At 71.4% G+C, this 24,402-nt stretch carries 16 protein-coding genes; 2 read left to right on the forward strand and 14 right to left on the reverse strand.

The genetic code is table 11. The annotated features are described in order from the left end of the window. Positions 1-31 precede the first annotated feature (31 nt). From ACMTAK_RS32440 to ACMTAK_RS32495, 12 genes are all read right to left on the reverse strand, one after another. Positions 32-1,429, reverse strand: a complete 1,398-nt coding sequence (locus ACMTAK_RS32440; RefSeq protein WP_413809453.1) for a vWA domain-containing protein — start codon at positions 1,427-1,429, stop codon at positions 32-34. A gap of 22 nt (positions 1,430-1,451) precedes the next feature. Continuing rightward, positions 1,452-2,822: a protein phosphatase 2C domain-containing protein gene (locus tag ACMTAK_RS32445; RefSeq protein WP_413809454.1), complete on the reverse strand. Its 1,371-nt coding sequence runs from the start codon at positions 2,820-2,822 to the stop codon at positions 1,452-1,454. A 3-nt stretch (positions 2,823-2,825) separates the two neighbouring features. Next, positions 2,826-5,423, reverse strand: coding sequence for a serine/threonine-protein kinase (locus ACMTAK_RS32450; RefSeq protein ID WP_413809455.1), 2,598 nt, complete (start codon positions 5,421-5,423; stop codon positions 2,826-2,828). After that, on the reverse strand, positions 5,420-6,745 hold the full coding sequence (locus ACMTAK_RS32455; protein WP_413809456.1) for a coiled-coil domain-containing protein: 1,326 nt from the start codon (positions 6,743-6,745) through the stop codon (positions 5,420-5,422). The genes ACMTAK_RS32450 and ACMTAK_RS32455 overlap by 4 nt, the downstream gene beginning before the upstream one ends. Before the next feature lie 205 nt (positions 6,746-6,950). Next, a complete protein-coding gene (locus ACMTAK_RS32460) occupies positions 6,951-7,967 on the reverse strand; it encodes a glutamate ABC transporter substrate-binding protein (RefSeq protein WP_413809457.1) in 1,017 nt (338 codons plus the stop codon). 20 nt (positions 7,968-7,987) lie between these two features. After that, positions 7,988-9,397, reverse strand: coding sequence for a hypothetical protein (locus ACMTAK_RS32465; protein ID WP_413809458.1), 1,410 nt, complete (start codon positions 9,395-9,397; stop codon positions 7,988-7,990). A gap of 133 nt (positions 9,398-9,530) precedes the next feature. Continuing rightward, the gene (locus ACMTAK_RS32470) at positions 9,531-10,613 is read right to left on the reverse strand and encodes an N-acetylglucosamine kinase (RefSeq protein ID WP_413813061.1); all 1,083 of its coding nucleotides are present in this window, start codon (positions 10,611-10,613) and stop codon (positions 9,531-9,533) included. Positions 10,614-10,684: 71 nt separating this feature from the next. Next, positions 10,685-11,947 carry a 6-phospho-beta-glucosidase gene (locus ACMTAK_RS32475; RefSeq protein WP_413809459.1) on the reverse strand — a complete coding sequence of 421 codons (1,263 nt, stop codon included), beginning with the start codon at positions 11,945-11,947 and terminating at the stop codon, positions 10,685-10,687. Continuing rightward, positions 11,944-12,849 carry a carbohydrate ABC transporter permease gene (locus ACMTAK_RS32480; protein ID WP_413809460.1) on the reverse strand — a complete coding sequence of 302 codons (906 nt, stop codon included), beginning with the start codon at positions 12,847-12,849 and terminating at the stop codon, positions 11,944-11,946. Before ACMTAK_RS32480 ends, ACMTAK_RS32475 begins: the two co-directional genes overlap by 4 nt. A 27-nt stretch (positions 12,850-12,876) precedes the next feature. Beyond that, positions 12,877-13,830, reverse strand: coding sequence for a carbohydrate ABC transporter permease (locus ACMTAK_RS32485; RefSeq protein WP_413809461.1), 954 nt, complete (start codon positions 13,828-13,830; stop codon positions 12,877-12,879). 11 nt (positions 13,831-13,841) lie between these two features. Continuing rightward, positions 13,842-15,170, reverse strand: coding sequence for an ABC transporter substrate-binding protein (locus ACMTAK_RS32490; RefSeq protein ID WP_413809462.1), 1,329 nt, complete (start codon positions 15,168-15,170; stop codon positions 13,842-13,844). Positions 15,171-15,378: 208 nt separating this feature from the next. After that, complete coding sequence (locus ACMTAK_RS32495) at positions 15,379-16,614, reverse strand: ROK family transcriptional regulator (protein ID WP_413809463.1); 1,236 nt, start codon at positions 16,612-16,614, stop codon at positions 15,379-15,381. A 239-nt stretch (positions 16,615-16,853) separates the two neighbouring features. On the opposite strand from ACMTAK_RS32495, the gene ACMTAK_RS32500 reads away from it, so the two are divergent. Further along, a complete protein-coding gene (locus tag ACMTAK_RS32500; protein ID WP_413809464.1) occupies positions 16,854-18,839 on the forward strand; it encodes a S53 family peptidase in 1,986 nt (661 codons plus the stop codon). 64 nt (positions 18,840-18,903) lie between these two features. Here the strand turns inward: ACMTAK_RS32500 and ACMTAK_RS32505 are convergent, their stop codons facing one another. Further along, on the reverse strand, positions 18,904-20,004 hold the full coding sequence (locus ACMTAK_RS32505; RefSeq protein ID WP_413809465.1) for a mechanosensitive ion channel family protein: 1,101 nt from the start codon (positions 20,002-20,004) through the stop codon (positions 18,904-18,906). Between the two features lie 454 nt (positions 20,005-20,458). On the opposite strand from ACMTAK_RS32505, the gene ACMTAK_RS32510 reads away from it, so the two are divergent. After that, positions 20,459-20,995, forward strand: coding sequence for an HNH endonuclease (locus tag ACMTAK_RS32510; RefSeq protein ID WP_020871293.1), 537 nt, complete (start codon positions 20,459-20,461; stop codon positions 20,993-20,995). A gap of 138 nt (positions 20,996-21,133) precedes the next feature. On the opposite strand, the gene ACMTAK_RS32515 is transcribed toward ACMTAK_RS32510, so the two are convergent. Then, a complete protein-coding gene (locus ACMTAK_RS32515; protein WP_413813062.1) occupies positions 21,134-24,121 on the reverse strand; it encodes a beta-N-acetylglucosaminidase domain-containing protein in 2,988 nt (995 codons plus the stop codon). Between the last annotated feature and the right edge of the window lie 281 nt (positions 24,122-24,402).

Below are 24,402 nucleotides of genomic sequence, written 5' to 3' on the forward strand. Positions count from 1 at the left end.
CGAGAAGAGCTACGTGAGTGCTGGTTATGTGCTACTTCTTAACGCGAACTGTCTTGGTGGAGCGCGTTTCGAGTGTCATCTCGTCCGCCTCCGCGACCTTCGCCTTCAGTCGCACAGTACCTGCCGCCACGTCGAGCACGTCCACCACCTTCGCAAGCAGTTTCGCCGTGTCCTCGTTCCCCGATGTGGCCGCCAGCTGTACGGCACGTCCCAGCTTCGCGGTCGCTTGTTCGGCATCGCCGGACTTGCGGGCATTCATGCCCTGTTTGATGGCCTGTGCCAGTTCGGCCTGGCCCGTATAGTGCGCTACCTGCGGATTCATCGCGGTGGAGACGGCCAGGTCATCGGTCCACATCGCGCGCACCAGCCCCTGAGCCAGAGCGCTGGGCGGGCTGCCGACCCCGTCGGGCACGGGCTGGACCAGGGAAACCCTGGCCGCGAGCATCTCCTGGCCGACCTCGGCCGCCGGAACCCTCACACAGAGGTGGTAGTCGCGGGACTCATCGCCCCAGGACCCGGTGGGGTAGTCGCCCGCGCGCGGACCGGCCTCGACGCGCCGGGCGGTCAGATCCTCGACCGTCGGTGCGACCTGTTTCACATACGCCACCTCGGCGCCCTTGGGGGTCCACAGCCGGAGGCTGACGTCGGCGATCTCCTTGCCCATCGCCGTCTCCATCATCCGCGTGAAGTCCGCGGCGAGCCCGGCGGGGTCGGCGACGATGTCCGCCGTACCGAGCAGGGCGGCGGCGATCCCGGTGACCTCCTCGACCTCCCAGTCCGTGCCCACTCCGCGGGCGTCACAGGTGAAGCGGCCCGCGCAGGCGTCGAGCACGGTTCTCAGCCGCTGCGGCTCCTCGTGCTCGTTCCGCCCGTCGGTGAGCAGGATGCCGTGCCGTATCGCGGCATCGGCGGAGCCGAGCAGCAGATCGGCCTGGAGCAGCCAGGTGCCGATCGCGGTGCCGCCGCCCGGACTCAGACCCCGCAACGCCTCCTTGGCCTGGGCGCGGGTGAGCGGATCGGCGATGGCCAACTGTCCGTTCCCGGGGAATACCTCGACCGCCTTGTGGGTGCCCGCCACCACCGAGAAGGCCACGCCGTCGCGCACGGTGTCGATCGCGGCGGCGGTCGCGTCCCGTGCGTGGCGCATCTTCGTCGGCGGATAGTCCATGGAGCCGGAGCAGTCCACCATGATCACCACGGCCGCGCGGGGCGAGCCGCCGCCCCGGCCGGGGGCGCTGTCGTATGCGCCGGGAGCGTCCTCGTACCCGGCATGGGCGGGGGCGGGTACCGGCCGCCCTGCCGTGGCCCCGCCGCCGGCCGAGGTGACGGTGATGATCGCGTTCACCTCGCGGCCTCCCTCGGGGAGGTACTCGTTCTGGTAGACCTCGACCGAGAACCGCGGCGCCTCGGGCGTGGAGAAGTGGGCCATGTCATCCGCTCCTTGGCGACCGTCAGGCGGATCCTGCCCGGCCCGGGGCAGCGGGGAACGGCACGACCGCCACTGTTACGTTGTCGTGGCCCCCGCCGTCCAGGGCGTGACCGACCAGGAACTGCGCGCTGTTCAGCGGCCGGGCGCGGGCGTCCGGCGGCACCGCGTGGGCCATCTGCTCCGCCGATTCGGCGTAGTTCCACAGCCCGTCGGTGCACACCACCACGACGCCCGGCCGGTCCGGCTTGTACGAGGCGGTGTGGGGCTCCAGCTCATAGGCGTCCGCCCCGAGCCAGCCGGTGATGGCGTGGGCGCGCTCGTCCGCGTACGCCTCCGCCTCCGACATCAGCCCCGCGGCCACCATCTGGGCCGCCCAGGAGTCGTCCTCGGTGAGCCGCGCGGGCGGGGCCGTACGGTCGTCGGGGACCCAGTAGGCGCGGCTGTCCCCGACCCAGCCGACGGTGAGGATGTCGCTGGTGACGACGGCGCTGACGATGGTGCACGCCGGTGCGTTCTGATGGCGCTGCCCCTCGTGGTGGGGAACGGCCGCGCCGGAGTCCAGGGCCAGGGAGTTGACCGCGTCGGCGGCGGCGATGATCGCCTCGTTCATGGCCTGCTGGGGGTGGGCGCCGCGGGGCAGCGAGGTGCGCAGCGCCTGGCTCGCGGCCTGGGCCGCGGCGGCCGAGGCCTCGTCGGGGCGGGTGGCCGAGGAGACCCCGTCGCACACCACGGCGACCGTGACCGGTGAGCCGTCGGGCAGCGCGGCGGTGGACACCGAGAACGCGTCCTCGTTGCGGTGGTGGCGCAGCCCCCGGTCGCTGGCCGCCGCGATCCCCTCCAACTCCGTTTCCATATGGTCGCGTGTCCGTGCCTGGGCGTGTCCGCAGCGCTCGCAGTATCCGTCCTGGTCGATGGTGCCCTCCTGGCACGCGGCGCACCGGGGGCGGTGCTCGTCGCCGGGCAGCCGGGGGTCCGCCCCGGTGCCGGTGCCGGGGCCCGTGCTGCTCGCCGCGCTGGTGTGCGTACTCGCGTTGGTCTCCGGGTGGATGGCGGACTCGCCGGGTGCCTCGGGCGCGCCGAGCGCCGCCGTGGCCCTCGGGTCGGCCACCTGGCCGTACCCGCCGGAGGCCGGGGCCGCCAGCTCGTAGTCGTCCGGCTCGGGCTCCGGGTGGGTGGACCGCGCCGCCCCGTTCACCCGCGGCGGCGCGGGCAGGCCGCCGTGCGCGTCCGACCGGTCGGCGATCGCCTCCGCCGAAAGGGCGGCCTCCGCTGCCAGCGCGGCCGCCACCGTCAGATCGGCACCGCACTGATCGCAGTATCTGTCCCCTGCCTGCGGCGGCTCATCACAGGCCGGGCAGGCTGACAGCTGGGGCGGCTGCGGCATCTGCGACATCGATCACACCCACGTCCTGGGGCGGAAACGGTTGGCCCGCTCCACCAGTTCGATCCTCTCCTCGCCTCGCTGGGCGAGTCTGGCGAGTACACGGTACGAGCGCTCCAATCCGAAGCGCAGCCCGCGCTCGTCCAGGCTGCTGCCGAGCAGAGGCGGCCGGTTGTGTCCCGGGGGTGCCCCGCTGCTGCCGGACAGTACCCAATCCAGGGCGCTGCCCAGGACCTCCGTACGCAGCCGCTCGCGCCGCACCGCGTCCAGACCGAACTCGCCCAGCCGCTCGACCTGGACCGCCGAGGCCGTCAGATCGCTCAGCAGGGCGTCGTACGGGGCGCGCTGGCGCAGCCGGGCCCGTACGGCGGCGACCCGCGCCGCCGTGTAGTGGATCGAGGACTCCGGCACCGACTCCAGGGCCCGCACCGCGCCCGGACGGTCCCCGGCGCACAGCAGCACCCGGGCGAGGCCGAAGGCGGCGCTCACGAAGCTCGGGTCGGTGGCCCAGACCAGCCGGTAGTACTCCGCCGCGTTGTCCAACTGGCCCAGCACCTCGGCGCAGACGCCGAGCGCCAGCTTCGGCGCGGGCTCACCGGGGAACGCGTCGTAGACGGCGTCGAAGGAGAGCGCGGCCGTCTCGCGGTCACCGGTGGCCAGCGCATGCAGCCCCCGGTACCAGACGATCCGCCAGTCGTCGCTGTACGCGGCCTCCAGACCGGTGAGCGCGACGCCCGCGTCATGCTCCTGGGCCAGCTCCAGCTGGGCGCGCACCCGGCGCAGCCGCAGCTCGACCGAGTCCACGGGCGCGGTCCGCAGCGCGGCGCTCACCTCGGTGGGGTCGGCGGCCAGCAGACCGGCCAGGAACCCGGCGTTGGGATCGTCGGAGTCCACCAGCGGCACTGGGAGCGCCAGCGCGGTGGCCCGTCCGTCCAGCGTGGTGATGGCGGGCAGCGGCAGGGCCAGCGGGCCCGGCGGGCGCTGCGCGGGGATGGCGGGCGCGGTGGCGCCCCCGTCGGCGGACCGGGCACCCAGCAGGGACGGATCCTTTCCGTCGTCGGCGAACAACTCGGTGTCAACGACGCGCGGTTCCGGCCCGAAGAGCGTGGACAGGGCCGGCCGGGGCCGCCCGGTCTGCAGCGCCACGACCTCCCGCAGCACACCGGTCAGTTGGTCGGCCATCTCCCGCGCGGAGGCGAAGCGGCGCCCCGGGTCGGGATCGGTGGCCCGCACCAGCAGCCGGTAGAAGGATTCGTAAGCCCGGAAGACCTCGATGTGCTCGGGGTCCGGCAGGCTGTCCACGTAGACGTTCGTATAGCCCTGGAAGTCGAAGGTGAGCACGGCCAGGGTGCGCGCCACCGTGTAGAGGTCGGAGGAGATCGACGGGCCGGACTCGGAGATCTCGGGGGCCTGATAGCCGACCGTGCCGTAGATGGGGCTGTCGTGGTCGTCCATCCGCCGGACCGCGCCCATGTCGATCAGCTTGAGCTGGTCCTGCTGCTGAATGGCGTTGTCGACCTTGAAGTCGCAGTAGAGCAGATTGCGGCTGTGCAGATGGCCGAGCGCCTCCAGCGCCTCGATGCCGTAGGCGCACGCCTGCTCCACCGGCAGCGGATCGCGGCGGCCCTCGGTGGTGCGGCGGGCGTTGGCGATGTCCTTCAGGGACTTGCCGCCCACGTACTCCATGACGATGTAGCCGTCGAGGCTGCCGGTCCGCTGGTCGAGGTGTTCGACGAAGTTGTAGATCCGGACGATGTTGGAGTGCTCGATCTCGGCGAGGAAGCGGCGCTCGGAGACGGCGGCCGCCAGGGCCTCCTCGTCGCCCGTGTCCAGCAGGCCCTTGAGGACCACCCAGCGGTCCGACACCGCGCGGTCGATGGCCAGATAGATCCAGCCGAGCCCGCCGTGCGCCAGACAGCCCGCGACCTCGTACTGGCCGTGGACGATGTCACCGGGGGTCAACTTCGGTACGAACGAGTACGGATGGCCGCACTTGGTGCAGAACCCCTCGGTGCGGCCCGGCCGTTCGCCGCGGGCGCGGCCCACCGGGGCGCCGCAGTCCCCGCGGCTGCAGAACCGCTTGCGCTCGGGGACCTCGGGGTCCGCCAGCACCGCCGTCCGCGGATCGGGGCGCGGCACATCGGGGACGCTGACCAGACCGGCGCCCAGGGCGTTCCGCCCGGAGGAGGCCGAGGTGGAGGAGCGGGAGCTGCGCACCGAGACCGAACGGGACGAGGTCCGCCCGGACATGGAGCGGGACAGCCGCCCGGACACCGAGCGCCGGGACGAGGAGGAGCGTGCCGAACGCGACCTGCCCGAGGCGCCGGACGAGGAGTCCCAGCCGGTCGCCGAGGAACCCCCGCCGCGCGCCGAAAAACGCCCGCTCCGCGCCGACGAGCCCTCGCTCCGAGCGGACGAGCCCTCGCTCCGGGACGAGGAGCTTCCGCCCCGCCCGGCCTGCCCGGTGATCCCGGTGGGCGGTGAGGCCACCATCCCCTGCGGTGAGACGACCGGGGCCATACCGCAGACATCGCAGTACAGCTCGCCTCCGCCCACGTCCTCGTAGGACCCGCCGCAGTCACGCCGCTGGCAGGCGACGACCGCCGCATTCATTCCGTGCCTCCCTCGATGCCTTGCCCGGCCGGGCCCGTCTGGCGTGGCACCAGGGCCTCGGCCGCCGCCTGCTGGTAGCGCAGCACGGCCTGCTCGGCCGCCCGCAGATCACACGGGGCGCTCCACAGCATCCGGCGGGCCACGTCATACCGCTCCACCAGGAACGGATCCTCCGCCATGCCATGGCGGGCGACCTTCGCCTTGTACGCGTCGAGACGGCCGCGCAGCTCGGCGCGGACCGCGAGCGGCGCGGTGACCGCGGTCAGCGACTCGCGGGCCCGCAGCAGCTCGTCGTCGGCGCGCTGCTCCAGGCTCTCCAGCAGCGGCGAGAGCCGGTGCCACTGTGAGCGCCTGCGATAGTCGGCGGCGGCGACCAGCTGCTCGTGCAGCGCGGTCGGCGGGCCGCTGACGGCCGGAACCTCCGATGCCGCGATCTTCGCGAGCACCTCACCGCGCGCCTGGCGCGCCTCCGCCAGGGTGCGATCGGCGCGGGAGAGCACATCGCGCAGCCGCATCAGCCGCCGCTCGGCGTCCTGCCGCACGTCCAGGACCGCCTCGATCTCCCTTCGCACATCCTCCAGGGCGCGGGCGGCGCGGTCATAGCGCTCGGTGTCGGGGCTGCCGCCGCCGGGCGCGGAGCTCCCGCTGGCCGGTTTCCAGAAGGCCAGCGGGTCGGAGACCACTTCGGCGCGCAGCGCGGTCAGCTCGGCGGTGATCTGCTCCAGATCGTCCCCCGAGGGGTGCTCACCGGGGCGCACCCCCACGGAGTGGGCCAGCGAACGGGTGCGGTGCAGCTCGGCGGAGAGCATGTCGATCCGGGCGGGCAGCGCGGACCATATGGCGTCGGCGCTGACGATGACGTCGATGGCCTCCGCGTACCAGCGGTTCATCCGGTCGACCAGCCGGTCCAGGCCCAACTCCTCGCTGAGCAGGGGCGAACCGCCGAGGGTGGCGCTGCTGGGCAGGGTGATCGCGGTGCCGCACAGCAGCTCGGTGAGCTCGGCCAACTCGTCCTGCGTCGGCCAGCGGTGACGGGAGCGCACCTCACGGGCCCGGGTGAGGGCCTCGGTGTACGCGTCGAAGTAGCTCCACAGGAGAGAGATGGCCTGCTCGGTGGTGGACCAGCGGTCCTTGGTGACGCCCGTGAGCTCGGCGCCCTCGAGGAGCCTTCTGCCCGCGTGGTCCTGGAGGGCGAGCAGCGAGGACTCGATCGCCTCGTGTTCGGCGGCGAGCTTCGCCAGTGCGCGGTCCACCTCCTCCCGGCCCATGACCGGGCCGTCGGGTGCCCCCGCGAAACTGGGGAAGGGTCCCGGGACCCCCATCGATCACCTCTCCATGTCCGTAACCGTTATGTGATCCGTCCGCTGCGTCATCCCTACGCGTGTGAGGCGGGTGCTAATCCTTGCCGGTCCGTGATCCTTGCTCTTGCCCGATGTGTCCGGGCCGTCGTGCTCGTGCGCGCGGATCCTCGTCCGCTCTGGTCCTTGTCCGCGCCAGTCCTTGTATCCGCGCCAGTCCTTGTCCGCGCTAGTCCTTGTATTCGGGAACGGGCGGCGTCGGGTTCTCCTGCGCCGTGCTGAAATCCTTGGCGAGCCACTTCTGGTAGGCCTGCATCCAAGGGCTGCCTGCCCCGCCCTGGCGGTAGTCCTCCAGAACCTTGTTGACCCGGCGTACCAGGTCGTCGTCGTCCTTGTTCATCGCCACGCCGTAGAACTCATCGGTGAATCGCGAGCCGACCAGCTTGACGGAGGGGTCCTGGGCCGCCTGGCCGGCCGCCAGCGCGTTGTCGGTGATCACCGCGTCCACCTGGCCCAGTTGCAGTCTGACCAGGCAGTCCAGCTGGTTGGGGACGGGCTTCACCTTGATCGCGCCCAGATGCTCGGCCCCGGTGTCCGGCTTGTCCAGCTCGGCCTCGGCGGTGGAACCCTGCGCGGTGCAGACCTTCTTGCCGCGCAGCGTCTTGTTGTAGCCGGTGATGGACGAGTCGTCGGGGACCAGCACCTGCTGCCCGGCCTGGAAGTACGCGGTGGAGAACGCCACGTCCTTGATCCGGTCGCAGTTGATGGTCATGGTGCGCACCACGACGTCGACCTTGCCCTGCTGGAGGGCCTTGATGCGCTGACTGGTGGGTATGGTGCGGAAGATGACCGCGTCCGGATCGCCGAAGATGTCGTCGGCGATGGCCCGCACCAGGTCGATGTCGAAGCCGGTGAGGTCGCCGGTGGCCGGATCGCGGTATCCCCAGCGGTAGCTGTTCTGGTCGACGCCGGCGATCAGCTTGTTGAGCTTGTGCCCGTTGACCTCCCGGTTCTTGATCCGCTTGATGGCCGGGCCGCTCGCACTGGACGGGCGCAGGCTCGCCTCGGGATCGCGGCAGCTGTCCGCCGCCGCGGCCTCGGCGCCGGTCCGCACGGTATGCGGCTGCCGCGCACCGCCCTTGCTGTCGCCGTCCCCGCCGTCGTCCATCATCGCCGGGACCGCGATGGCCGTGGCCACGCCCAGGGCGCATACCGTCACCGCGGCGGCCGATCGCAGCGATCGCATGCTTCCGCCCCCCATCGTCCTCATCGGTACTCCGACAGTCTGCGGCCTATGCCCAGCACCGCTCCCGCGGCTCCCAGCACGGCCAGCACCCCGGCGCCCAGCGCCATGGCGGTGAACGCGCCGCGTCCGGCGTCGGCGGCCTGCTGGAACTCCCGCTGCTCGTGGTCGAGGGCCTTGGCCAGCTGGCTGTCCACCGCGTCGAAGGACTCGCCGGTGCTGTCCTCGGCGCCGATGACCTTCGTCAGCGCCGTCTTGTAGTCGCCCCCGTCGTCGGCGGCGCGGGCGGCCTTGTGCCGCACCTGCCACTCGTGGATCCGGCCGCCGGCCTTCTCCACCGGCTCGCGGCCCTCGTCGTCGTCGGCGAGGGCGCGCGCCTTGTCCAGCAGACTGCCGTCCGAGGGACGGTCGCCGGACGCCTTGCCCACGAGCGCGGACATCCGCGAGCCGTAGCTGACCTCGTAGGCGTCCTTGCCCTTGTCGGCGCCGTCCTCGTCCACGACGACCGCGCCGCGCGCCACCAGGGTCAGGTTCTCGTCGGCGCGGGCCCGCAGGGAGTCGATCCGCGCCTCGTTGAGCACCTGGAGGGACTTCGCCCCGTGGTCGTTGGAGTCGCTGAGCTGGGTGCTGGCGACCGCGTGGCCGACCACCAGCCACAGCATCACCACCGTGGAGGCGGCCGTGGCGGTGAGCAGACCGCGGCTGAGCACCCGGTTGGTCCGGTGGAACTCACGGCGCTGGGCCCAGCCCAGCGCGCCCAGGGCGACCAGGCCGGTGGCGATCGCCACCCACGGCCATGCCTCGGCGTCCTCGTAGTCCTCCCCGAGACGGGCGGTCTCCGCCTGGTAGAGCCTGCCCGCGGCGGGCAGCAGCTTGTCGCGCATGGTGTCGTTGGCATAGCGCAGATACGCGCCGCCCAGCGGCAGCCCCTGGCGGTTGTTGGCGCGCGCGGAGTCGATCAGACCGGTGTAGACCGGCAGCAGCTGATTGATCTTCTGTATCTCGTCGCGGGCGGAGGACGAGCCCTCGGTATTGGCCGCGGCCCGCACCAGCAGCTTGGACGCGGTGTCGATGTCCCGCACGAACCGCTGCCGGACCTGGGGAGGCTCCTGGCCGCCCGCCAGGAAGCCTCCGGTGGCCGTGGTGTCCGCGTCGGCGAGGGAGCGGTAGATCTGCGCCGCGTCGGCGCTCAGCGGCTGGCTGCGCTCGGCCACGGCGTCCGCCGCGGTCTGCCGGTCGGAGACCTGCCAGGCCGTGACCGCGCCGAACGCGATCACCAGCGCGGCCAGCACCGCCCCGATGACGCGCAGCCTGCCGGGCTCGGTCGTCGCCGCCGCCCGCGCCCGGTCGAGCCCCTCAGCCCACGCGGTCCGCGGCGGGGCCGCGGGCGCGGGCGGCGGTGCGGCTCTGCCGGTGGTCGGCGGGTATGACACAAGACCTCCCCCTTGGCCCGGATTCCTGGATGGTGTCGCGGTCGGTGTCGCAGCAGTATGGACCGCGGCGCCAGGAGAGGTCACCGGTCGAGCCTGGATCTTGTTCGGATCGCGATCTTCCCTCCCCTTTTCATTACGCTTCGGAAGGACTTTCGGTTCCACTTTCCGTGCCATCAGCTGCGGCGGTGTCGTCAGCCGGGGTGGTGTCATGGGCCGGGGCGGTGCCATCGGCCGGGGTGGTGTCATGAGCCGGGGCGTAGTGCGCGCGCAGCCGGGCGTACGCCGATTCCGGCGCGCCGGTACGGTCCAGCCCCAGCAGCGCGGCGCCGAGCACCGGCGGTGCGGTGACCACCCGCGGCTCGGCCTTCGGGGCGCGCTCCGCGAGCAGTTCGCGGATCCGGTCGTCCAGCAGCGGATGGCGGGCCGCGAGCACCCCGCCGCCCAGCACCACCGGGGTCTCCTCGCCCAGCAGATCGAGCCGGCCGAGGGCGACCACGGCCATGGTCACCACTTCCTCAGCCTGGCGGTCGACGATGGCCCGTGCGATCTCGTCGCCGGCCCCGGCCACCGCGAAGAGCACCGGCGTCAGCTCATGCCGCCGCCCCGACTCCAGACGGCCCAGATGCAGCGCCTCGATCAGCTCGTACATGGTGGTCAGGCCGAAGTGCGCGGGCAGGGCGCGCGCCAGCTCGGTCGGCGCGCCGCGGCCGTCCTCCGCACGCGCGCCCCACCACAGCGCCTCCTCCGACAGATAGCCCCCGCCGCCCCAGTCGCCGGAGATCCGGCCGATGGCGGGGAAGCGGGCCACCCGGCCGCCGTGACCGATCCCGGCGCAGTTGATGCCCGCGCCGCAGACGACGGAGACGCCGGTCGGCTCGCCGTTGTCCGCGACTCCGGACCGCAGCAGGGCGAAGATGTCATTGGCGACCGTGACGGTGGCGCCCCAGCCGCGCTCGGCCAGGACGCCCGTCAACTCCTCCTCCTCGCTGGGCAGATCGACGTTGGCCAGACACGCCGAGACATGCCCCGCGGGCGGTGGACCGGCCCGGCCCGCCTGCCGCGCCACCTCCTCCACCAGCGGCGCGAGCGAGCCGACGGCCTGCTCGGCCCCCACGACGGGCGGCCGGAAGCCGCCGCCGCGAGCCGTGCCCAGGACGGAGCCGTCCGGGCCGACGAGTGCCACGTCCGTCTTGCTGTTGCCCGCGTCGATCGCCAGGACCGACCCGTCCGGCGGGGACGCGGACGAGGGGGAAGAGGACGAAGGGGAAGGGGTCGATACGGACTGGGTCAGGCCCACGCCAGATGCTCCCGGTTGTGCGCGATGAGGTCGTCGGTCAGCTTCTCGGCGTATTCGATCTGGCCGATGAGAGGATGGGACAGCAGCGCCTGGAAGACCCGCTCCCGGCCCCCCTTCAACGCCGCCTCCAGCGCCAGGTGTTCGTACGCGGTGACATTCGCGACCAGACCGGCGAACAGGGGCTCGAGGGGGCGCACGGGCAGTGGCTTCGCGCCCTGCGCGTTGACGGCCGCCGGGACCTCGATCACCGCGTCGTCCGGCAGGAAGGGCAGGGTGCCCTCGTTGAACGTATTGACGATCCGCACCTCGCCGGTGTCGCCCAGCAGGGACGAGGTCAGATCGACCGCCGCCTCGGAGTAGAACGCCCCGCCGCGCTTGCCGAGCAGCTCGGGCTTCTCGTCCAGCGCAGGATCGCCGTACATGTCCAGCAGCTCCCGCTCGATCGCCGCGACCTCCGCCGCCCGGGACGGCTTGCTGCGCAGCTCCCGCACCACCGCGTCGTGCTGGTAGTAGTAGCGCAGGTAGTAGGAGGGGACGACACCGAGCCGGCTCACCAGCGTGCGCGGCATCCGCAGATCCTCGGCGATCGCCTCGCCGTGCTCCGCGAGCAGCTTGGGCAGCACGTCCTCGCCGTCGGTGCCGCCGACGCGCACCGCGCGCTCCCAGGTGAGGTGGTTGAGGCCGACGTGCTCCAGCGTCACCTCGCCGGGGTCCACGCCCAGCAGCTTGGCGAACTTCCGCTGGAAGCCGATGGCCACATTGCACAGGCCGACCGCCCGGTGCCCGGCCGTGAGCAGCGCCCGGGTCACGATCCCGACCGGGTTGGTGAAGTCCACGATCCAGGCGTCGGGGTTGCGGCGGCGCACCCGCTCGGCGATGTCCAGCACCACCGGGACGGTGCGCAGCGCCTTGGCGAGCCCGCCCGCGCCGGTGGTCTCCTGGCCGACGCAGCCGCACTCCAGCGGCCAGGTCTCGTCCTGGTTCCGCGCGGCCTGACCGCCGACGCGCAGCTGGAGCAGGACCGCGTCCGCGCCGTCCACGCCCGCGTCCAGGTCGTCGGTCCAGGAGATGGTGCCCGGGTGGCCCTGCTTGGCGAAGATCCTGCGGGCCAGCCCGCCGACCAGCTCCAGCCGGTCGGCGGCCGGGTCGACCAGGACGAGCTCCTCCAGCGGGAGCACGTCCCGCAACCGGGCGAATCCGTCGATGAGTTCGGGGGTGTAGGTGGACCCACCCCCCACGACTGCGAGCTTCAACCCTTGACTCCTGTCAGTGTGACGCCTTCGACGAAGGCTTTCTGAGCGAAGAAGAAGACGATGATGACGGGGGCCATGACGAGCAGGGTCGCGGCCATCGTCAGATTCCAGTTGACGCTGTGCGCGCTCTTGAAGCTCTCCAGGCCGTAACTGAGCGTCCAGGCGCCCGGATTCTGCGAGGCGTAGATCTGCGGGCCGAAGTAGTCGTTCCAGCAGTAGAAGAACTGGAACAGCGCGACGGCCGCGATCCCCGGTTTGGCCATCGGGATCACGATGCGCAGCAGCGTGCCGAATTCGCCGCTGCCGTCCACCTTCGCCGACTCCAGGTACTCCCGGGGAATCGTCAGCAGGAACTGGCGCAGCAGGAAGATGGAGTACGCGTCGCCGAACGCCATCGGGATGATCAGCGGCCACAGCGAACCCGACAGATGCAGCTGCTGGGCCCAGACCAGATACATCGGTATCACGATCACCTGCGGCGGCAGCATCATCGTGGAGATGACCAGGATCATGGCGGTGCGGCGGCCGCGGAAGCGGAATTTGGCGAGGGCGTAGGCCACCGGAATGGAGGAACAGACGGTGAAGAGGGTGCCGAGCCCGGCGTACATCAGCGAATTGCGCCACCAGTCCAGGAAGCCCGGGGTGTTGAAGACATCGGCGTAATTCGACCAGTTCCATTCGGTGGGCCACAGGTCGCCGCTCAGCGCCTGGTCGTCGCTCATCACCGAGGTCAGGAAGACGAAGACGAAGGGCAGGATGAAGAAGAGCGCGGCGGCGATGGCGACCGTGTGCACGGCGATCCAGTGCAGCGCGGCGCGGCGGCGGGCGGCGGGGGCGGGGGAATGTCCGGTGGCGGGGCGCGCGGGCGCGGGCGGCGCCGAGAGGGCGGTGGTGGCGGTCATGGTGAATCGGTCCTCTCAGTCCTCGGCTCAGTCATCGGCCGACAGCAGTCCGGCACGCTTGCGCATCAGCAGCGTCGTCACGGCCATCGCGATCGCGAACAGCACGAGCGAGAGCACGCAGGCGGCTCCGGTGTTGAAGTTCTGGAAGCCGAGCGAGTAGACGAGCTGCGGCACGGTGAGTGTGGAATGGTCGGGATAGCCGGGCTGGATGACCGATCCGGGCCCCACGCTGACCCCGGAGGCGAGCTTTCCGGCGACCAGCGCCTGGGTGTAGTACTGCATGGTCTGGACGACGCCCGTCACGACCGCGAACATCACGATCGGAGTGATCGACGGCCAGGTCACATAGCGGAACTTGTGGAAAGCTCCGGCGCCGTCCAGCTCGGCCGCCTCGTACTGCTCCTTGGGGACGTCCAGCAGGGCCGCCATGAAGATGACCATGAGATCCCCGATGCCCCACAGGGAGAGCAGTACGAGGGACGGCTTGGCCCAGGCCGGGTCGTTGAACCAGTTCGGGGCGTGGATCCCGATGCTCCCGAGAACGTCGTTCACCGGACCGGTACCGGGATTGAGAAGGAAGACGAAGGCGACGGTGGCCGCCACCGGAGGCGCGAGATACGGCAAATAGAAGGCGGTGCGGAAGAATCCCACCCCGGACTTCACCTTGGTGACCAGCAGCCCGATGCCCAGGCCGAAGACGACCCGCAGCGCCACCATGACCACGACCAGCCAGAGCGTGTTCCACAGCGCCGGCCCGAACAGCGGCATCTGCTCCAGCACATAACGCCAGTTGCGCAGCCCCACGAAGGTCGGGGCCTGGATCTGGTTGTAGTGCATGAAGGAGAAGTAGACGGTGGCAACGAGCGGATAGCCGAAGAAGACGGTGAAGCCGACCAGCCAGGGCGAGAGAAAACCGAGGGTGCGCAGCCGCTCGCGCCGGGCTTTACGGCGCAGGGCGGGGGCGTTCGTCAAGGTGGCCATGTCGCACTCCGTCAGTTCTGTGCCTGGAGATTGTCGGCGTCTATCTCGTCATCGAGTTTTCGTAGCCCCGCGTCCAGATCGTGCACCTTGCCCGCCTCGACGCCGTAGGAGAAGTCCTGCAGCGAGGTGACGTACTGACCACCGTTGATCGAGGGCGGCAGGGCGGTGCTGTAGCGGTTCTGCGCGATATCGAGGAAGGCCCGGAAGGTGGGATCCGAGTCCAGCTTCGGGGAGGTGAGCGCCGCCTTCGTGGACGGCACATTGTGAATGGCGTTGGCGAAGGCGACCACCTGATCGGTGTTGGCGGTCAGGAACTTCACCAGCTCCCACGCGGCGTTCTGATGGGTGCTGCTGTGCGCGATGCCGACCACCGTGCCGGTGAGATAGCCCCGGCCATAGGTCTCGGGCCGGTCGTCGGGCACCGGCAGCGGGGCGGTGCCCCATGTGAACTTCGCGCCCTTCATGAAGAGCCCGCGCCATTCGCCGTCCATGTGCATGGCGAGCTTTCCGGTGAGAAAGGCGTTCTGGGACGACATCTCATCACCGAAGGAAGTACGGAACGTCTCCAGCGGGCCATACCCGCCCTGGCTCCGCATCAGCTCCGCGGTGGTGGCGTAGAAATCCTTGACCGCCTTCCCCTTCGCCAGCCGCGCCTTGCCGTCCTTGCCGAAATACGTGGGGCCCCACTGGGCGAGGAACCGGTCCGGGCTGTTCTGGTAGAGCCGGAAATTGGGCATGAAGCCCACCCGCTCATAGCCGCCGCTCTTGGTGCGCTTGGTCAGCTTCACGGCGTCGCGCCGCAGCTCCGACATGGTGCGGGGCGGCCGTTTGATGCCTGCCTCGGCGAAGGCGTCCTTGTTGTAGTACATGCCGTACGCGTCGGCGAGCAGCGGGAGGGCGCACTGGGCGCCCTGGTAGCTCGTGTAGTCCAGCAGCGTTTTCGGGAAGACCTTGGCCTTGTCAAGACCGGTCTTCTTCATGAACGGATCGAGGTCCACCCACATCCCGGAGGAGCAGTACTGCCCCACATTGTTGGTGGTGAAGGAGGAGACGACATCGGGGGCGTCGCCGCCGCCCGCCCGCAGCGCCTGGTTCACGGTGGCGTCGGTGACATTCCCGGTGGCCTCCACCTTGATATTGGGGTGGAGCTTCTCGAACCGGGCGATACTGGCATCGATCGCCTTGACCTCGCTGTCCTCCGACCAGCCGTGCCAGAACTTCAGCGTGACCGGCTTGGTCGGATCGTCCTCGGCGCTGCCGGTACTGGGATTGGCGCAGCCCGTGAGGAGCAGGGCGCCGGCGCTCAGTGCTGCGGCGAGAGCGGCCAGTTTTCGTGCCATGGGGAGACTTCCTTTACTGCGGTACAAGGGGGACGGCAGGGGAAGCGGCGGTGCGGGGCGCCGGACAACGGACAAAGGGGAGAACGGACAGAGCCTCAGAACGGACAGAGCCTCAGAACGGACAGAGCCTCAGAACGGACAGAGCCTGAGAACGGATAGAGGGGAAAGGGGAAGGGGCGTACGGGGTGGTAGGGCGGCGCCCGGTGGATCAGGCGTCGAACCGGGCGGTGTCGAAAACGGTCTGACGGGCATCGGCGACCGCCGTCCGCAGCGCGCCGATGAGAATCGGATCCCCCTCGATCTCACTGATCCGCAGCTGCGGCCGGGGCAGTGCGAGACCGGTCATCTCGGCCTCGACCAGCTGACGCAGCCGGTCCCCGCCGGCCTGCGCGACCTCACCCGAAAGGACGACCAGCTCCGGGTCGACCACGGCGACGACGGAGGCCAGCCCGGTGGCCAGCCGACGGGCCAGCTCGGTCAGCACCTCGTCACCCGGGCCGGGGGTGCGCAGCGCGGCGGAGAGCGCCTTGGTGGCGGTGGGCGCGTCGATCCCGTGGTCGCGGGCGAGCTCCACGACGGCGGGTGAGCCGACCAGCTTCTGGAATCCCCCGCCCCCGTCCGGCCGGGCGGCGGCGTCCGGTCCGCCCCGGGCCAGCGGGGCGCCCGGCAGCGGCATATAGCCGATCTCCCCGGCCCCGCCGGTGGCACCCCGCAGCAGGGTGCCGTGGAGCACGATGGCCGCGCCGACCCCCTCGTCGGCCCAGACCAGCGCGAAGTCGTCGAAGTCCTGGGCGGTGCCGTGGTGCTGTTCGGCGATGGCGGCGAGGTTGACGTCGTTCTCGATGACGATCGGCGTGTGCAGCACCTCGGCCAGGTCGTCCCGCAGGGTGCGGGACTGCCAGCCGGGCAGATGCGGGGCGTAGCGCAGCGTCCCGGTGCGCGGGTCGAGCGCGCCGGGGGTGCCGATCACGGTGGAGTGCAGATCGTCCCGGCCGAGCCCGGCGGCGGCCAGCGCCCCGTCCACCGCCTCGACGACCAGCTCCCCGGTCCGGTTGGTCACGCTCGCGTCGGTCGCCGGAGCCGTCACCCGGTGTTCACCGACCACCTGGCCGGTGATGTCGGCGACGGCGGCGGTGATGCCCTCCTGGTCCACGGCGAGCGCGGCCACATGGGCGGCGGCCGGATCGATCTCGTACAGCTGCGCGTTGGGCCCCGGCCGTCCGGTGACGTTCCCGGTGGTGCGGACCAGGCCGACGGACTCCAGGCGGGTCAGCAGCTGGGAGGCGGTGGGCTTGGAAAGACCGGTCAGCTCCCCGAGCCGGGTCCGGGTGAGCGGTCCGTGGGCGGCCAGCAGCTCCAGCGCGGCGCGGTCGTTCATGGCGCGGAGGACGCGGGGGGTCCCGGGTGTGCCGCCCTGCGTATTGCTGCCGGGTGATACGGCCATGGTGATGCCCCCGTCTCACTCTGTTAAGAAAGTTTCCTATTGATGAATAGCAAGCTAGGGGGCGGACCGGGGCGGCGTCAATGGGTCAAAGGCGGGCTTTCCTTGGCGGGTTCTTGGCGAAGAGATGGATGATCCATGTACCTGGCATGGACAAGTCACCGTAAGAGTGGCCCCCGGTGGGGTGCCTGTGATCGTCAGCCCCCGCTGTCATGCGACGACTCGAATCGCGAGGGGGCTAGGTGAGATCTATTTCTTCCCGGGAGCGCACGGCCCGTTCCAGAAAACGCACGGCTCTGGGGCTGGCGGCGGCGCTGCCGTTGGTGGCCGGTGCGCTGGCGCTCGGCATACCCACGGCCCAGGCCGACTCCGCACCGCACGGCCGTGACACCCTGAACGGCACCAAGCCCGCCTGGGCGACGGCGCGTTCCGACCGCGGCGCGACCGATGACGGCAATAAGGTCACCGCGCGCGTCTATCTGGCCGGACGGGACGCCAGGGGGCTGGCCGACTACGCCAAGGCCGTGTCCGACCCCTCCTCGCCGGACTACGGCACGTTCCTGTCGGCCCGGCAGACCCAGTCACGTTTCGGAGCGACACGGCAGCAGAAGGACGCCGTGACCGCCTGGTTGAAGGGCGCCGGGCTCGAGGTCACCGGCGGCAACCAGCACTATCTGTCGGCCACCGGCGAAGTCTCCGCCGCCGAGCGGGCGTTCGGCACCCAGCTGCACAACTACACCAAGGACGGCAAGGTCTACCGGGCGCCGTCGAACGCGGCCACCGTGCCCGCCTCGCTCCACGGCGCCGTGCTGACCGTCGTCGGCCTGGACAACGCGCCCAAGCGGGCCAAGCACGACGAGACCCTCCCGCCCCCCGGACCGGTCTTCAAGAACGCCGGGCCGTTCTCCTCCTCCTACGGTTCCCGGACCGACCGGAGCCTGCCCTCGGCCTACGGCGCCAAGCAGCCGTACGCGATCAAGGGGTACACCGGCAAGCAGCTGCGCGCCGCCTATGGCGCCAAGAGCCGCAACACCGGTAAGGGCGTCACCGTGGCCATCACCGACGCCTTCGCCTCGCCCACCATCGCCGCGGACGCCACCCGGTACGCCAAGCGCAACGGCGACCCGGGTTACCGCAAGGGCCAGTTGACGCAGGTGCTGCCGGCCGACTACCGCTACACCGAGGAGTGCGACGCCGGCGGCTGGTACGGCGAGGAGACCCTCGACGTCGAGGCGGTGCACGCGGTGGCGCCCGCGGCCGACATCGTTTACGTCGGCGGAGCCTCCTGCACCGACGACGATCTGCTCGACTCGCTCGCCAAGGTCGTCGACAACCGGCTGGCCGACATCGTCTCCAACTCCTGGGGCGATGTGGAGGCCAACGAGACGCCGGACGTGGCCGCCGCCTACGACCAGATCTTCCAACAGGGCGCGGTCGAGGGCATCGGCTTCTACTTCTCCTCCGGTGACAACGGCGACAATGTGGCGTCCACCGGCACCAAGCAGGTCGACACCCCGGCCAACTCGGCATGGGTGACGGCGGTCGGCGGCACCTCCCTGGCCGTCGGCAAGGGCGAGAAGTACCAGTGGGAGACCGGCTGGGGCACCACCAAGGCCACCCTCTCGGCCGACGGCACCAACTGGGACGCGCTGCCCGGCGCGTACACCTCCGGCGCCGGAGGCGGCACCAGCAAGACCGTCGCCCAGCCCTTCTACCAGCGCGGAGTGGTCCCGGACGCGCTCGCCCTGGCAGACGGCGGCACGGCCAAGCAGCGGGTGACCCCGGACATCGCGGCCGTGGCCGACCCCAACACCGGCTTCCTGGTGGGCCAGACGCAGACCTTCCCGGACGGATCGCTCCAGTACGGCGAGTACCGCATCGGCGGCACTTCGCTGGCCGCGCCCGTGATCGCCGGTGTGCAGGCGCTCGCCCAGCAGGCGCGCGGCGGCCAGCCGATCGGCTTCGCCAACCCGTCGCTGTACGACCGGTACGGCACCGCCTCGTACCACGATGTGACCGACCACCCGCTGGGCGCCGGTGTCTCGCTGGGCGTGGTCCGGGTCGACTACGTCAACAGCCACGACGACACCGACGGGCTGGTGACCTCGCTGCGCAGCCTCGGCCGGGACAGCTCGCTCCACGCGGTCGTGGGCTATGACGACGTGACCGGTGTGGGCACGCCCGCGGCCGGCTACCTCACCTCGTTCGGCGGACACCACCGCCGCTGAGCGGCCGGGTCGGACGCGGCTCCCGTCCCGTTCCGGGGCGGGAGCCCCGTCATGTCCGCCGCGCTCACTTCGTCGCGGGCGGCGGCACCGTCGCGGAGGGGGTGGCGGCCGGACCGGCGCCGGGAGCGATCGGGCTGGCCGCCGCCGACTGCGGCGAGTCCGGGTTGGCCAGCGCCGACGGCGCCGCAGTGGTGGCGCTCGGATCGACGGTGTCGGTCTGGAGCTCCGGATCCAGAGGCCGGCCGACGAGTTGGATGCCCGCCTCGTTCAGCGCCTTCTTGATCCGCCAGCGCAGCTCCCGCTCGACGCCGAGCGCCTTGCCGGGCATGGTCCTTGCCGACACCCGCACGATCATCGAGTCCAGATAGACCGCGTCGAGGCCCAGGACCTCGATCGGCTCCCAGAGCCGCTCGTTCCACGGCTCCTCCTTGGCCATGTCCACGCCCACCTGCGTGATCACGGCCCGGACCTGCTCCAGATCCTCCTCGGCCCGGACCTGGACATCGAGCGCGGCCGTCGCCCAGCCCTGGCTGAGGTTGCCGATCCGCTTGACCTCGCCATTGCGCACGTACCAGATCTCGCCGTTGTCCCCGCGGAGCTTGGTGACGCGCAGACCGACCTCGATCACCTCGCCGGAGGCCACCCCGGCGTCGATCGTGTCGCCGACCCCGTACTGGTCCTCGAGGATCATGAAGACACCGGAGAGGAAGTCGGTGACCAGATTGCGGGCGCCGAAACCGATCGCCACCCCCGCGACCCCGGCGCTGGCGAGCAGCGGAGCCAGATTGATCTCCAGCGCGGAGAGGATCATCAGCCCCGCGGTGCCCATGATCAGGAACGAGGCCACGGAGCGCAGCACCGAGCCGATCGCCGCGGACCGCTGACGCCGTCGCTCCACATTGACCAGCAGCCCGCCGAGCGCGGTGCCGTCGACGGCCTGGGCCGTGCGGTTCATGCGCTCTATCAGCTTGGTGATCGCCCGCCGGACGACGGACCGGAGCACGAAGGCGATGATCAGGATCAGGGCTATGCGCAGCCCGATGCCGAGCCAGGTGGACCAGTTCTCCTCCACCCAGCCCGCGGCGTTCGTGGCGCTCTTCTGCGCATCGTCGAGAGTCGTGGGACGAGGCGTCGAGTCAGCGGCCAGAGCAGCGGACCAGAACACAGCAGAAACCCTTCGTATGCGACATGCCCGCACGGATCGCCCGCGCACGCAACCTCTCACACAGTAGCCGGGCGCGAGATGCGCCGTTCCTGTGTTCGAGAGCGCGCGAGCGCGGTCAGGGGGCGCATTCGAGCGGGTCCGGAGGCGGCAATTCCACCTTCTGCCCCGGCCGGGGGCCGTGCGGCGGCACCAGCCGGAGCGGGCCGTGATTCTTGCCACTTCGCGGTGGTATCCCGCTCCCCGCGCACCTCGTTCGCAAGGGCGCCGGAAGGCCGCCAGGGCGGTGGTCAAGCGGTCGGTGTCGCCGCCGTGTACGGGGGGTATACGTGCGGTACGCGGAAATGCCTCTCAACCGTTAACCCGGTGATAGTGGCGTTCCGGCCAGGGTTCAGGGGAAACTGGGGGAGATCGTCCCGGCGCGAGCCACGCGCCGCCGGCGTACAAGGAGGCCCCCGTGCCGCATGTCCTGGTCCTCAACGCGTCGTACGAGCCCCTCGGCGTCGTACCGCTCCGCCGCGCGCTCATACTCGTCCTCAATGACAAGGCCGTCAGCCTCGAGGACTCAGGCGCCCTGATGCACAGCGCGACCCGTGTGATCCCCGCACCCAGCGTCGTCCGGCTGAAGCGCTTTGTGCGGGTGCCCTTTCGTGGCCCCGTCCCGCTCACCCGCCGCGCCCTGTTCGCCCGCGACGGCGGCCGATGCGCCTACTGCGGTGGCGTCGCAACCAGCGTCGATCACGTCATCCCGCGCAGCCGTGGCGGGCAGCACACCTGGGAGAACGTGGTCGCCGCGTGTCGTCGGTGCAATCACGTCAAGGCTGATCGCCATGTCGCCGAGATCGGCTGGCGGCTGCGCCATCAACCCGCGCCGCCGTCGGGGCTCGCGTGGCGGATCATCGGCACGGGGCATAGGGACCCGCGCTGGATGCCATACCTTCAGGCATACGGCGCGGAAGACGCCATGGCCCGGATCGACGGCAAATCTGCCTGAGAGACCGGGCCATTACTGTGTCTGCTCGCGGAAGCCCCTGGGTCCTGTCCGGCGGATCCTCACGGACCCGTCAAGGTCCGCCGGACAGGACCCAGGGGGGAACAGCCCGCCGCAGGCGTCAAGATCCGTCGGACACCTCTAGTCCTTCCGCACCGCGTAGGCGGCGACTGACCAGAGGGAGTAGCCGAAGCGGGTGGCGCGCTCGACGCCCTGGACGCGGATGAACCGCGTGTCGGGGGCGTCCATGCCGATCGACTCCAGGCCGCCCTTCCCATGGGCGACCGTCGCCGCGTCGCGCCAGGTGCGGCCGTCCTTGGAGACCTGGACGCGGTAGCGGGAGGCGTACGCGTCCTGCCAGTTCAGCTCCAGGCGGCCGATCCGGGCCGGGTGGGCCAGCTCCAACTGGAGCCAGGCGCCGTCCTCGGCCCGGGAGGACCAGCGGGTGTCCGCCTTGCCGTCGATCGCGGCGGACGCCGGGAAATCGGCGGTCTCATCGCCGGATGAGGTCGCCTTCGTGCCCTCCGCACGGGCCAGGTCCGGGCCGCCGGTGTGCGGATGCGCCCTTAACGTCAGCATGCGCTGCTCGGACCCGAAGCGGACCGGGAGGGAGTAGCTGCCCGGCTTGGTGCCCTTGGCCACCGATATCTCCAGCCGGGCGGTCGCCGTACCGCCGCGCGGGGCCGTCACTCCGTCGGGGGCGCGGACGGTGATGCCGCGCGGCGCCTTCACCGTAAGGTCGCCGTCCACGTCGCCGGGGCGGTGGGAGACCAGCTGGGCCTCGACCACGGCCGCGTCGCCGCCTATCTGCGCGTCCGCCGTTTTGTGGGACAGCGTGAGCCCGGCGTCCGGGGTGTCGCCGAACCAGGGCGTGATCTCGTGCACGGCGGGCGGGGTGGTGCCCTCCGGCCAGCTGAGCCGGATCGCGTCCGCCGACAGGTCCTTGTCCCCGTCCGCCGCCCTGACCTGGGTGAAGCCGCTGCCGGAGAGGGCGCCGATGCGGCGCCAGCCCTCACCGGGGACATGCGCCTCGACGGTGCCGGGCGCGGCGTCCTGGACCCGGGCGGTGAGCGCGGAGACGGAGGCGAGCGGACGGCTGCGGCCGAAGCGCACGGTGACCGGGCGGCCGGGCGAGGACACCTCGGTGGCGGCCTTACCGTCGGCCGCCGCGCGGTCCTCCTTGCCGGTCCGCAGCCCCAGCTCCGGTGTCCGGTCCACACCCGACCAGGCGTCCGCGCGGACCAGGGCCTTGGCGAGGAAGGGGTCGAGGACGCCCTTGCCGACCGTGACCCGGCTGTCCCCGATCCTCTCGCGCAGCGCCTCCACCGCGAGCTGGGCCTTCCAGGCCGCCGCCCCGTCGCCGCGCGCCTGGGCGGTGAGCATGTCCACGGCCCGCACCCCGGCGTCGCCGTACCGGCTCAGCTGGTCGAGCCAGGGCCGCACATCGTCGCCCAGCGTGCGGGAGAGCCGCTCGGGGGCGTCACGCATCGTCGTGAAGGCCTCGCGCAGCCGGTCGGCCGAGCGCTCCAGCCGCTCCACGTCCGTACCGCCCAGGGCCGTCCAGAACGCGTCGATGAGCGGGCGCAGATACGCGGACTCGTCACCGCCGAGCACCGAGGAGGCGTCGTTCCCGGCGAGGGCGCGCAGGGCGGCACGGGTCTTGGTGTCGTTCCCGGCGAGGTCGTCGATGGCCGCCTGCCAGGACTCCTGGGGGCGGTAGCCGCGCGGGTTCCAGGCGAAGTCGGCGGCGGTGAACAGCGGGATCCGGGAGGCGGTCGGCTGCTCCATGGCGTTGGCCAGCAGCGCCGCGGACTGGGTGGCCACCGCCGGGTCGCGGCCGGTGTACGGGCCGAGGAAGATCCGGTCCTGCGCCCAGTCGTTGACCGGGTAGTTGTCCATGGTGACCAGGCGGTGGCCGAACGCCGACCGGGCACCGGCCAGCTCGCCCCCGGTGATGGTCCTGGGCACCACCCCGACCCCGGTCCAGGCGACCTCCACACGCTGATCGAGCGCCCCGGACAGCGCACGCCGGAACTCGGTGTCGCCGTCCTGGTAGTACTCGGTCGGCATCAGGGACAGTGGGGCCGAGCCTGGGTAGCGGTCGGCCAGATGGCGGGCGAGCGCGCCTGCCACCTTGGCCTGCGCGGTTGCGGCGGCCTCCGGGCCGGAGCCGAACTCATCGGCGTCGGCGCCGCAGTGCCACTCGCTGTAGCTGACGTCCTGGAACTGGAGCTGGAAGGAGCGCACCCCGAGCGCCCACATGGCGTCGACCTTCCGCAGCAGCGCCTTGAGGTCCTTCGAGGACGAGAAGCACATCTCCTGGCCGGGAGAGACCGCCCAGCCGAGGGTCACATGGTTGGCCCGTGCGCGCGTGGCCAGCTCGCGGAACTCCTCGCGCCGCTCGGCCGGGTAGGGGTCGCGCCAGCGGGCCTGCCGGTAGGTGTCGTCGCCGGGCGCGTAGAGATAGCGGTTCTGCTTGGTGCGGCCCATGAAGTCGAGCTGGGCCAGCCGGTCGCGGTGCGACCACGGGGAGCCGTAGAACCCTTCCGTCGTCCCCCTTACGGCCGTCGCGGGCCAGTCGCGGACGGTCACCCCGGCGAAGGCGGAGCCCCGGCCCTCCCGCTTCACCAGCAGCTGGCGCAGGGTCTGGACGGCGTGGAAGAGCCCGTCCGGGCCGACGCCGGACAGCGCGACCGTGGGCTGCCCGTCGACCGGGCCCGTGGCCAGGAGATAGCCGCCGGAGGGGAGGTCGCCGCGCTCGGGCGCGCGCAGGGCGCGCAGCGCGTTCGTCGCGCCCTTACCGCCGACGTGTACCACCAGGCCGCGCGCAGGGGCCCTGCCACCGGGTGTGGCCTCGTCGACGGTGCGCACCCCCGCGTCATGCAGCAGGCCGCGCAGCGCGTCCAGGGCGTACGGATCGGCGTCGCCGTCGGCTATGAGCGTGGCCTCGTCTCCCAGGGCCACCTCCGACCCCCGCGCCCGCAGCGACTGGGGGCGCGGCCATACGGGCGGTGTCCCCTCACTGCTGTCGCGCTCCGGTGTGGCGGCGCCCGGGGCGCCGTGGTCCACCGGTGCCGCGGTGGCCGCCGGGGCACCGCCGAGCAGCCCCCCGATGACCGCGGCGGCCATGGCCGTCGCGCCCGCTGCCCTGGGCCTCTTCCCCCCGAACTGCACGGGCCCCTCCTCGATCCAGATAGCCGGTCCCCGTAGATATGGCGCCGATAGGCGTGAGCCCACCACCAGGCCGGTGAGGGTGTCAACGCGAACGACCGAAGTGTCGGCATTGCCGCATGCGCCGCGCCTCGGGCCGCCTGGCGCCGCGCCTCGGGCGGCCCGCGCCGGGCGCGGCACGCCCGGCGCAAGTCTGACGGATGAAGGGCGGTCCTGTTCGTAAACTCTGTGCCCCTGGT

The organism is Streptomyces lacaronensis (genome assembly GCF_047337785.1).
Classification (GTDB): Bacteria; Actinomycetota; Actinomycetes; order Streptomycetales; family Streptomycetaceae; genus Streptomyces; species Streptomyces lycopersici.